Origin of the sequence: Alloalcanivorax sp. C16-1 (genome assembly GCF_046507805.1) — a bacterium.
Lineage (GTDB): Bacteria > Pseudomonadota > Gammaproteobacteria > Pseudomonadales > Alcanivoracaceae > Alloalcanivorax.
Genome location: NZ_JBKFTK010000002.1, coordinates 246,287 through 257,105, shown reverse-complemented (window position 1 = coordinate 257,105; position 10,819 = coordinate 246,287). Strand labels below are relative to the sequence as shown.

The following is a 10,819-nucleotide window of genomic DNA, read 5'->3' as shown; positions in this document are numbered from 1 at the left end:
CAAAAAGCCGGGCTTTTCTTTCCTTTGCCGGGACGCCCGCCCCCGATAATGGCAAGCGTCGAATTACCGGCAGAGACGCAGCAATGCCCGAACAGCAGACCCACATCCGGGGGATCGCATGAGTAACGGCACCCCCACCCGGCCGTCCGGCAACGCCAACGGCGCCGAGGCGCTTTGGGCGCGACTGCGCGCCAATCCGCTGGTGCCCCTGCTGGTGGGCGGCGCCGCCGTGATCGCCGTGGTGGCGGCCCTGTTGATGTGGGCCAGCACCCCGGAATACCGGGTGCTCTACAGCAATCTCAGCGAGGCCGACGGCGGCCGCATCATCGGTGAACTGGAAAGCCGCGCCGTGCCCTATCGGTTCGCCGAGGGCGGCCGCGCGCTGATGGTGCCCGGCGATCAGGTCCACCGGCTGCGCCTGCAGCTCGCCGAACAGGGCTTGCCCGAGGGCGGCAACGTGGGCTTCGAGATCATGGACCGGCAGGCGTTCGGCATCAGCCAGTTCGCCGAACGGGTCAACTTCCAGCGCGGCCTGCAGGGCGAGCTGGCGGCCTCCATCGAGGCCCTGGGCCCGGTGGCCCGGGCCCGCGTGCATCTTTCCATGGCCAAACCGTCGGTGTTCATCCGCGACCGCGAGCCGGCCAAGGCATCCGTGGTACTGACCCTGGAACCGGGCCGTACCCTGGGCGAGGGCCAGGTCAACGCCATCGTGCATATGGTCTCCGGCAGCGTGCCGGAACTGGCCATGGAAGACGTCACCGTGGTCGACCAGGCCGGCCGGCTGCTGTCCCGCCCGGAGGGCGGCACCGGCGGTCTCGACGGCAGCCAGCTCGATTACGTACGCGATCTGGAGCGCGGTTACCGCCAGCGCATCGAAAGCATTCTGGCGCCGATTCTGGGCCGCGACCGGGTGCGGGCCCAGGTGGTGGCGCAGGTGGACTTTTCCCGCCGCGAGCAGACCAGCGAGCGCTACGGCCCCAACCAGAACGGCAACCCGGCGGCGGTGCGCAGCCGTCAGCTCAACGAACAATACCGTGGCGGCGACGAGCTGGCCGCCGGCGTGCCCGGCGCGCTCAGCAACACGCCGCCGGGCAGCGCCCCCTCACCGGTACAGAATCCGCCGCGGAATCAGGACGGCGCCGACACCGGCGACGCGGATCCGCCGGTGCGGCGACTGAATCAGGACAGCGTGATCAATTACGAAGTGGACCGCGACGTCACCCATGTCCAGCATCAACGGGCGCGGCTGGACCGGCTGTCGGTGGCGGTGGTGGTGGACTACCGCGACGCGGTCGATGACCAGGGCCAGGCCATCAGCGAGCCCCTGGACCCGGAACAACTGGAGCGCATCCGCCAACTGGTACGCCAGGCCATGGGCTTCTCCGAGGAACGGGGCGACGGCCTGGAAGTGGTCAACAGCCCGTTCACCAAGGACGCCGATACCGTGGACCAGCAGGACTGGTGGCGCGATCCGTTCTGGCAGACTTTGCTGCTGTCCCTGGGCCGCTGGCTGCTGGTGGGCCTGGCCGCCCTGCTGCTGTTCCTGTTCGTGGTGCGCCCGCTGCTGCGGCGCTTCCTGGAGCAACGCCCGGCACCCCGCCCGGCCACCGCCGCGCCGGCGCCGGTGGCCGCCGCGCCCTACGCGGCCCGGCCGGAGGCCGACCGCGCCGACCCGAACCAGGAGGCGGAACCGCCACCGCCGCGTCGTCGCCGCCGTCACAACGGCGCCCAGGAGCAGAACCTCAAGGACCTGCAGGAAATGGCCCAGGAAGATCCGGCCATGGTGGCCATGATCGTACGCAGTTGGATGAACCGCCATGACTGAACTGACCCATCTCCGTCGCGCCGCCATCCTGCTGCTGGCCCTGGACGAGGACAGCGCCGCGGACGTGTTCAAGCATCTGTCCGCCCGCGAAGTGCAGGACATCAGCCAGGAAATGGCCAACCTGGGCCATGTGTCCCATGAGGACATGCGCCAGGTCCTGGACGACTTCTACGACGAATCCGATCAGTACGCGGCCCTGAATCTGTACTCCAGCGACCACATCCGCTCGGTGCTGACCAAGGCCCTGGGCAGCGAGCGCGCCTCCAGCCTGCTCGAGGACATCCTGGAACAGCACGGCGCCAACTCCGGCATCGACGCGCTCAATCTGATGGAGGCCAACATGGTCTCGGAAATGATCCGCGACGAGCACCCGCAGATCATCGCCACCATCCTGGTGCACCTGGAACGGCGCCAGGCCGCCGATGTGCTGGAGTACTTCGACGACCGGCTGCGCAATGACGTGGTGCTGCGCATCGCCACCTTCAGTGGCGTGCAGCCCGCCGCGCTGCAGGAGCTCACCGAGGTGCTGGGCGGCATGCTCGACGGCCAGAACCTCAAGCGCAGCAAGATGGGCGGCGCGCGCACCGCCGCCGAGATCCTCAACCTGATGAACTCCAGCGCCGAGGAGAAGGTGATCGAAACGGTGCGCGCCCACAGCGAGGATCTGGCGCAAAAGATCATCGACGAGATGTTCCTGTTCGAGAACCTGCTGGACGTGGACGACCGTGGCATCCAGATGATCCTCAAGGAGATCAACACCAACTCCCTGGTGATCGCCCTGAAGGGCTGCGACGAGGCGCTCAAGGAAAAATTCCTGCGCAATATGTCGACCCGCGCCGGCACCCTGCTGCGCGAGGACCTGGAAGCCAGCGGCCCGATCCGGGTGTCGCAGGTGGAGAACGAACAGAAAGCCATTCTGCAGGTGGTGCGCCGCCTGGCGGACAACGGCGAAATCGTGCTGAGTGGCGGGGACGACACCTATGTCTGACACCGCCCCTTCCAACCGGCGCGGCTGGCGCCCCTGGCAAATGGCGGAGCTGGATGCGCCCCGGCGGCGGGCTCCCAGCGCGCCGGCCCAGGGCGACCCGACCTTCGATCATCAGTCGGAATTGCGGGCGCTGCGCGCCAAGGTGCGCGAGGAAGCCTGGCGCGAGGGCCATCAGGCCGGCTTCGAGGAAGGCCACCGCGAAGGGCTGGCCCGGGGCCTGGCGGAAGGCCGGCAACAGGGCGAGCAGGAAACCGCCCGCCAGCGCGCCGAGATCCTGACGCCGCTGGCCACCCTGGCCGGCGGCTTCAGCCAGGCGCTGCAAAACCTGGACGGCCAGGTGGCCGATCATCTGGTGGAGCTGGCCCTGGCCACCGGGCGGCAACTGGCCGGCGAGGCCTTGCGCGCCCGGCCCCGCCAGGTGCTGACCATCGTCCGCGAATTGATCCACGACGAACCCAGCCTGAACGGCAAAACCCGGCTGTGGCTGCATCCCCTAGATCTGGCGCTGGTGGCAAAGGAGCTGGACGCGGAACTGACCGCGGCGGGCTGGAAACTGCACCCGGACGACCAGCTCAGCCGCGGCGGCTGCCGGGTCACCAGTCCGGCCGGGGAACTGGACGCCACCTGGGAAAGCCGCTGGGCCACGGTGGCCGGCCGCGTTCGCCGCCGGCGCCGCGCCAGCGATGACCCGGACCCGGGAGCGACGTCGTGAACGCCGCCGCCGATGGCCACCATCAACACTGGTGCCAGGCGCTGACCCGGGTCACCGAGCGGGTGGCCGGCGCCCCGCCCTATCTGACCAGCGGCCGGGTGGTGCGGGCCACCGGCCTGGTGCTGGAGGTGGTCGGCCTGCGCGTGCCCCTGGGCAGCGGCTGCCGCATCGAACTGACCTGCGACAGCGGCGGCCACGCCAGCGGCTTCGCCGAGGCCGAGGTGGTGGGGTTCGCCGGCGACAAACTGTTCCTGATGCCGCTGGCGGAGATCAGCGGCCTGACCCCGGGCGCACGGGTGTTTCCCCTCGGTCAGGACGGCGGCGGCGCGCGCCGCTTCCCCCTGGGCGATACCCTGCTGGGCCGGGTGGTGGACGGCAACGGCCGCCCCCTGGACGGCGGTGAGCCGGTGGACGAGGCGCCCCACGACACCCTCGCCGCGCCGCCGCTGAACCCGCTGGCGCGGGCGCCCATCGACGCCCAGGTGGACGTGGGCATCCGCGCCCTGAATACCCTGCTGAGCATCGGCCGGGGCCAGCGCATGGGTCTGTTCGCCGGCTCCGGCGTGGGCAAGTCGGTGCTGCTGGGCATGATGGCCCGCTACACCAGCGCCGACGTGATCGTGGTCGGCCTGATCGGCGAACGGGGCCGCGAGGTAAAGGATTTCATCGACAACATTCTCGGCGAGGAAGGCCGCCGCCGGGCGGTGGTGGTGGCGGCGCCGGCGGACACCTCGCCGCTGCAGCGCCTGCAGGGCGCCGCCTACGCCACCCGCCTGGCGGAATACTTCCGCGACGCCGGTCGCAACGTGCTGCTGATCATGGATTCGCTGACCCGCTATGCGATGGCCCAGCGGGAGATCGCCCTGGCCATCGGCGAGCCGCCGGCCACCAAGGGCTATCCGCCGTCGGTGTTCGCCAAGCTGCCCGGTCTGGTGGAGCGGGCCGGCAACGGCGAAAGCGGCGGCGGCTCGATCACCGCCTTCTACACCGTGCTCACCGAAGGCGACGATCAGCAGGACCCGATCGCCGACGCCGCCCGCGCCATTCTCGACGGCCATGTGGTGCTGTCCCGGGGGCTGGCGGAGGCCGGCCACTACCCGGCCATCGACATCGAGGCGTCGATCAGCCGCGCCATGAACCACATCGTCGACCCTCGCCAGTGGCAACGGGCGCAGCGTTTCAAGCAACTGTTCTCCCGCTATCAACGCAACCGCGACCTGATCAGCGTCGGCGCCTACAGCCCCGGCCACGATCCGCTGCTGGACCAGGCGGTGCAGCTGTACCCGGAGATCGAAGCCTTCCTGCAACAGGCGATCAGTGACCGGGCCGGCATCGACGACGCGCAACGTGCACTGGAGGCTCTGCTGCCATGACCGCATCCACGCCCCTCGACACCCTGATCGACAAAAGCCGGGAAGCCCGCGACCAGGCCGGCCGCCTGCTGGCCGACGAACGCCGCGGCGAGGCGCAGAGCGCCGCCCAGCTGCAAGCCCTGGAACAGTACCGTCTCGATTACGGCCGCCAGTTGCAGGACGCCATGAACGCCGGCATCGACGCCGCCCGTCTGGGCGACTACCGGCGCTTTATCCGCTCCCTGGACGACGCCATCGAGCAGGCGCGCCGCGCCCTGGCGCAACAGGGCGAACGGGTCGCCGCCAGCCGCGACCAATGGCAGCAGCGCCAGCGTCAGCTGGCCAGCTACGACACCCTGGCCCAGCGCCGGGCGACCCAGGCCCGCCATCAGGAGCAGCGCCGCGAGCAACGCGCCAGCGACGAAACCACCAACAACGCCGTGGCCCGGCGGCCCCGCTAACGGTCGGCATCAGGAGATCCCATGGACATCAGTGCATTGCTCAACACCCGACCGGCCACCACCGGCACCGCCGATCCGGCCCGCGACGCCAGCGGCTCCGGCTCTGTCCAGGGCGCTTTCCAGGCGGCCCTGGCCAGCGCCGCCGTGGACACCCCCTTGGTTACCGACGGCCTCACCCTGCTGGGCGGCGCGGCGGACGGCCGGCCCGCCCCGGATTCGTCGGCACCGCCCGCCGCGCTGGTCGGCGAGGCCCTGCTGCGCGCGCCGCTGGCCCCCCGCGCCTCCGCGGAAGAGGCGCCGGCCAGCGGTGACACGCCGCCGCTGGCGGAACACGCCCGCCAGGATGAGGCCACCCCGGTCACCGCCGAGGTGCCCGCGGACCCGGCCCTGGTGGCCACCCTGGCACCGGCGGTACCGCCCAGCACGTCCGCCGGTGCGGTGACGGACGCCGCCACCCGCGCCGCGCCGGTGAAAGGCCGTGCCGATAGCGGCCTGGTCCCGACGGCCGCCGCGCCGCCGGCCGCCGACGATGGCGCCGCGCCCCTGAAAGCCGGCACCCCGGCGCCGGCGGCGCCCGCCCCGGCCACCCTGGCGGTGAACCCGGACGAGGCCGGCCCGGTGCGGACCACCGCCGAGACTCCGGCCCCGGCCAGCGCCGCCGCCTCCGTCGGCGCCGCCGGCCCGACCTCCGGCACGGGCGCCGGCAACGGCCCGGCGTCCACCACCGTGACCCTGCAGACGCCGGTGGCCAGCCCCGGCTGGGGCCAGGAACTGAGCCAGCAGGTGGTCAGTGTGGCGCGCCGGGGCGAGCAGCACATGGAGCTGCACCTCAATCCCCGCGACCTGGGTCCGATGAGCGTCTCTCTGAAAGTGGACGATCAGGGTGCCCAGGCCCATTTCTTCTCCGCCCATGCCGCCGTGCGCGGCGCCCTGGAGCAGGCCCTGCCGCAGCTGCGCGAGGCCCTGGCCCAGCAGGGCATCGCCCTGGGCGACGCCCAGGTCGGTGACCAGCCGCGCCAGTTCGCCGGCGGTGACGCCAACGGACAGGGGCAACCGGGCGCCGGCGGCGGCGGCCCGGCGCTGACCGGTGAAGCGGTGGAAGACGCGGCCGCCACGCCCCGTGCCACCACCGCCGTGGTGGACCGGGGCGGCGTCGATCTGTACGCCTGAGGCCGGGCCGGCGTCACCGCGAAAATAGCCCCAATATCGACCGCTTTTCCGGCCATGCCGGAGGGCGCCGAACACCGATACTGACGATCACGAAGTTTCATTTGCCAGGCAAGGAAAACGCGAACCATGGCCGAATCCGGTAACCGATCCCGCAAAGTGGGGGTGCTGATCACCCTGATCGCGGTGTTGGTGGCCGCCCTGGGGGCGGCGACTTTTTTTCTGCTGTTCGACGACCAGGAGCCGCCGGCCAACCGCACCGCCCAGGTCAGCGCCGCGCCGGCCCCGGCCCGCTTCGTCAAGCTGGAACCGTTCACCGTCAACGTGCAGGGCGATCTGTGCGGGCAGCGTCTGCTGTACGTGGGGCTGACCCTGCAGGTGGGCGATGAGAAGACCGAGCAGTATCTGCTCGACAACATTCCGCCGTTGCGCAGCCGGCTGCTGATGCTGCTGTCCAGCCAGAACGCGGAAACCGCCGCCACCCTGGACGGCAAACGAGAGCTGGCCCGCCAGGTGACCGCCATGTTCGAGGAGCCGCTGACCGCCTCGCAGCCGGAACTAGCGGTGCAGGACGTGCTGTTCACCGAGTTTATCGTGCAGTAACCGGGAGCCGGCCATGGCACAAGACGACCTGCTGTCCCAGGAAGAGATCGACGCCCTGCTCAACGGCCCGGGCGGTGACGACGACGCCCCGGCGGAGAGCGACAAGCGCCCCAAACCCTACGATCCCGCGTCCCAGCACCGCGTGATCCGCGAGCGCCTGCACGCCCTGGACATCATCAACGAGCGCTTCGCGCGCCAGTTCCGGGTCAGCCTGTTCAACCTGATCCGGCGCAGCGCCGACATCACCGTGGATTCGGTGCGCTACCAGAGCTTCAAGGATTTCGCGCGCAATCTGCCGGTGCCCACCAATCTCAACCTGATCGCCATGAAACCGCTGCGCGGCACCGGCCTGATGGTGTTTCCGCCGAGCCTGGTGTTCATGGTGGTGGACAATCTGTTCGGCGGTGACGGCCGCTTCGTGACCAAGTCCGAGGGCCGCGAATTCACCAACACCGAACAGCGCATCATCCAGCGCATTCTGCGCCTGGCCATCGACGGCTATCAGGACGCCTGGAAATCCGTGTACGCCCTGGACATCAGCTACCTGCGCTCGGAGATCCAGGCCAAGTTCGCCAACATCACCAACTCGCCCAACGAAATCATCGTCAACACCACCTTCCATCTGGAGGTGGGCAACCTGGCCAGCGATTTCCAGGTGTGCATGCCCTACTCGATGATCGAACCGCTGCGCGAACAGCTCAACAACCCGGTGATGGACAGCCGCGACGGTGGCGACAACACCTGGGGCCATCGCATGGCCGGTGAAATCCGCCAGTCCCAGGTGGAACTGGTGGCCGAGTTCCTGACCGTGCCGAGCCGTATTTCCCAGGTAATGAAGCTGCAGCCCGGCGACGTGCTGCCCATCGAACTGCCCGACACCGTCACCGCCCGCGTGGACGGGGTGCCGGTGCTGGAGTGCGAGTACGGCAGCCGCCACCAGCAGCGCGCGCTGCGCGTCACGCGCGTGATCGACCACGCCAACGCCCACGCGGCCACCGCCGCCGGCTTCGTGAAGAGCAAGGACACTGACCATGAGTGACGACAACAAACCCGATCACAACGCCGACGACGACTGGGACAAGGCGCTTGCCGAGCAGCAGGCGCAACCGGGCGGCGACGACGATCCCTGGGCGGCGGCCCTGGCCGAGCAGGAACAGGCCGGCGATGCCCGCGCCGCCGGCGAACAGGTGTTCAAACCCCTGGGAGAGGACAGCGGCGGCGGCGACAGCCGTGATCTGGAAATGATCATGGACATCCCGGTGAAGCTGAGCGTGGAACTGGGCCGCACCCGCATCACCATCAAGCAGCTGCTGGAACTGGCCCAGGGCTCGGTGATCGAGCTGGACGGCCTGGCCGGCGAACCCATGGATATTCTGATCAACGGCTATCTGGTGGCGCAGGGCGAAGTGGTGGTGGTGGAAGACAAGTACGGCATCCGCATCACCGAGATCGTGACGCCCTCCGAGCGCGTGCAGAAACTCAACCGATGAGCACCGACGCCGCCCGCGATAACGCCCTGCAGGCCGTGTCCATGTCCGGCGGCGGCGAGGCGATGCTGGGCATGGCGGCCCTTGGCAAGACCGCCCTGGTGTTGCTGCTGCTGGTGGGCGTGATCCTGCTGTGCGGTTGGCTGCTGCGCCGGCTGGCACCGGGCCAGGGCCGCGACGCCCGGCTGCTGACGGTGGTGGCCAGCCGCGCGGTGGGCGCCAAGGAGCGGGTGGTGGTGGTGGACGTGGACGGCACCCGCCTGGTGCTGGGCGTGGGCGGCGGCCGGATCAGCCGGCTGCACCAGTATCCGGCGCCGGACACGCCGGCGGACGAGGACGCGCCCTCTCCGGACCAGAACGCGACGTTTTCCGCGCGCTTTGCCCAGGCCCTCAAACAGAATCTGCGCGGAGGCCGGGGATGAGCGCGCTGCGCCGCGCCCTGCCCTGGCTGCTGCTGCTGGCCGCCCTGGCGCCACAGCTGGCCTGGAGCCAGGCCGCCCTGCCGGGCATCGTCACCGAGCCCACCGGCGACGGCGGCCAGCAATGGTCGATCAAGCTGCAAACCTTGCTGCTGCTCAGCAGCCTGGCGTTCCTCCCCGCCATGCTGTTGATGATGACCTGCTTCACCCGCATCATCATCGTGCTCAGCCTGCTGCGCACCGCCATGGGCACCCAGGCGGCGCCGCCCAACCAGGTGCTGCTGGGGCTGACCCTGTTCCTCACTTTCTTCGTCATGTCGCCGGTGTTCAACCGTGTGTACGACAGCGCCTGGGTGCCGTTGGAGCAGGGCGAGATCGAATTCACCGAATTCGCCGAGCGCGGCGTGCAGCCGTTCCGGGAATTCATGCTGGCGCAAACCCGCGAGCCGGACATCGCCCTGTTCGCGCGACTGGCGGAAGTGGGCCCGCTGCAGGGCCCGGAGGATCTGCCCCTGCGCATCCTGCTGCCGGCGTTCGTCACCAGTGAACTGAAAACCGCCTTTCAGATCGGCTTCACCATTTTCATTCCGTTTCTGATCATCGACCTGGTGGTGGCCAGCGTGCTGATGGCGCTGGGCATGATGATGGTACCGCCGGCCACCATTTCGCTGCCGTTCAAACTGATGCTGTTCGTGTTGGTGGATGGCTGGCAGCTGATCATCGGCTCCCTGGCGCAGAGTTTCTTCGTATGACACCGGAAACCGTTATGTCGATCGCCTACCAGGCGATGATGACCACGCTCTACCTGGGCGCGCCGCTGCTGATCACGGCACTGGCCATCGGCCTGCTGGTGAGCCTGTTCCAGGCCGCCACCCAGATCAACGAAATGACCCTGTCGTTCATTCCCAAGATTCTCGGTGTGTTCGCGGTGGTGGTGATCACCGGGCCCTGGCTGCTCAGTCTGATCACCGATTTCACCCGCACCCTGTTCCAGAACATTCCGTTTCTGATCCAGTGATCGACGTTTCCTTCGACCAACTGCACGCCTGGCTGACCGCCTTTCTGTGGCCGTTCATGCGGCTGTCCGGATTTTTCATGGCGGCGCCACTGCTCGGCCACACCGCCGTGCCCCGGCAGGTCAAGGTGGGCCTGGCGGTATTGATCAGCGTGGTGGTGGCGCCGCTGCTGCCGCCCCTGCCGGCGGCGCCGGTATGGTCCTGGGCCGGGCTCGGCATCATCGTGGAGCAGCTTCTGATCGGCGTGGCCATGGGGCTGGCGTTGCGGGTGACCTTCACCGCGGTGCAGGCGGCCGGCGAGTACATCGGTCTGCAGATGGGGCTGGCGTTCGCCACTTTCGTCAGTCCGGACGGCGCCAACACCATGATCCTGTCGCGGCTGTTCTACATGATCACCCTGCTCATGTTTCTGGCGGTGAACGGTCATTTGATGGTGATCGACGCCCTGGCCACCAGCTTCCGCACCCTGCCCATCGGCACCGCCGGGCTCAACCCCGGCGCCTTCGAGATGCTGGTGCGCTACGGCGGCACCATCTTCGTGTCCGGGCTGCTGCTGGCGCTGCCGCTGGTGGCGCCGCTGTTGATCGTCAATCTGTCCCTGGGCATTCTCAACCGCTCGGCGCCGCAGCTCACCGTGTTCTCGGTGGGCTTCCCCACCTCCCTGACCCTGGGACTGTTCCTGCTCACCGTGCTGATGACCGATTTCGGCCGCTTTCTGCAGGGCTTGTTCGGCCAGGGGCTGGATTTTCTGCAGGCGTTGGTGGTGGCGCTGGCGGCGGGCTGAGCCCG

At 69.1% G+C, this 10,819-nt stretch carries 13 protein-coding genes; all 13 read left to right on the top strand.

The annotated features are described in order from the left end of the window. Positions 1–118: 118 nt before the first annotated feature. The 13 genes from fliF (at position 119) to fliR (ending at position 10,814) form a co-directional block, all read left to right on the top strand. Positions 119–1,825 (top strand): flagellar basal-body MS-ring/collar protein FliF, encoded by a 1,707-nt coding sequence (fliF, locus tag ACLD0W_RS08410; protein ID WP_410307039.1) that lies wholly within the window; start codon positions 119–121, stop codon positions 1,823–1,825. Beyond that, positions 1,818–2,813: a flagellar motor switch protein FliG gene (fliG, locus tag ACLD0W_RS08405; RefSeq protein WP_410307038.1), complete on the top strand. Its 996-nt coding sequence runs from the start codon at positions 1,818–1,820 to the stop codon at positions 2,811–2,813. The genes fliF and fliG overlap by 8 nt, the downstream gene beginning before the upstream one ends. Continuing rightward, complete coding sequence (locus ACLD0W_RS08400) at positions 2,806–3,525, top strand: flagellar assembly protein FliH (protein ID WP_410307037.1); 720 nt, start codon at positions 2,806–2,808, stop codon at positions 3,523–3,525. The genes fliG and ACLD0W_RS08400 overlap by 8 nt, the downstream gene beginning before the upstream one ends. After that, positions 3,522–4,898 carry a flagellar protein export ATPase FliI gene (gene fliI / locus ACLD0W_RS08395; RefSeq protein ID WP_410307036.1) on the top strand — a complete coding sequence of 459 codons (1,377 nt, stop codon included), beginning with the start codon at positions 3,522–3,524 and terminating at the stop codon, positions 4,896–4,898. The genes ACLD0W_RS08400 and fliI overlap by 4 nt, the downstream gene beginning before the upstream one ends. Continuing rightward, positions 4,895–5,338: a flagellar export protein FliJ gene (gene fliJ, locus ACLD0W_RS08390; RefSeq protein WP_410307035.1), complete on the top strand. Its 444-nt coding sequence runs from the start codon at positions 4,895–4,897 to the stop codon at positions 5,336–5,338. Before fliI ends, fliJ begins: the two co-directional genes overlap by 4 nt. Before the next feature lie 21 nt (positions 5,339–5,359). Next, positions 5,360–6,508 (top strand): flagellar hook-length control protein FliK, encoded by a 1,149-nt coding sequence (locus ACLD0W_RS08385; RefSeq protein WP_410307034.1) that lies wholly within the window; start codon positions 5,360–5,362, stop codon positions 6,506–6,508. A gap of 126 nt (positions 6,509–6,634) precedes the next feature. After that, a complete protein-coding gene (gene fliL, locus ACLD0W_RS08380; RefSeq protein WP_410307033.1) occupies positions 6,635–7,108 on the top strand; it encodes a flagellar basal body-associated protein FliL in 474 nt (157 codons plus the stop codon). A 13-nt stretch (positions 7,109–7,121) separates the two neighbouring features. After that, entirely contained in the window at positions 7,122–8,147 is a 1,026-nt protein-coding gene (gene fliM, locus ACLD0W_RS08375) for a flagellar motor switch protein FliM (protein ID WP_410307032.1), read from the top strand. Beyond that, positions 8,140–8,598: a flagellar motor switch protein FliN gene (gene fliN, locus ACLD0W_RS08370; RefSeq protein WP_410307031.1), complete on the top strand. Its 459-nt coding sequence runs from the start codon at positions 8,140–8,142 to the stop codon at positions 8,596–8,598. Before fliM ends, fliN begins: the two co-directional genes overlap by 8 nt. Further along, on the top strand, positions 8,595–9,017 hold the full coding sequence (fliO, locus tag ACLD0W_RS08365; protein ID WP_410307030.1) for a flagellar biosynthetic protein FliO: 423 nt from the start codon (positions 8,595–8,597) through the stop codon (positions 9,015–9,017). Before fliN ends, fliO begins: the two co-directional genes overlap by 4 nt. Next, complete coding sequence (gene fliP / locus ACLD0W_RS08360; protein WP_410307029.1) at positions 9,014–9,766, top strand: flagellar type III secretion system pore protein FliP; 753 nt, start codon at positions 9,014–9,016, stop codon at positions 9,764–9,766. The genes fliO and fliP overlap by 4 nt, the downstream gene beginning before the upstream one ends. Next, positions 9,763–10,032: a flagellar biosynthesis protein FliQ gene (fliQ, locus tag ACLD0W_RS08355; RefSeq protein WP_410307028.1), complete on the top strand. Its 270-nt coding sequence runs from the start codon at positions 9,763–9,765 to the stop codon at positions 10,030–10,032. Before fliP ends, fliQ begins: the two co-directional genes overlap by 4 nt. After that, a complete protein-coding gene (fliR, locus tag ACLD0W_RS08350) occupies positions 10,029–10,814 on the top strand; it encodes a flagellar biosynthetic protein FliR (RefSeq protein WP_410307027.1) in 786 nt (261 codons plus the stop codon). Before fliQ ends, fliR begins: the two co-directional genes overlap by 4 nt. Positions 10,815–10,819: the final 5 nt, after the last annotated feature.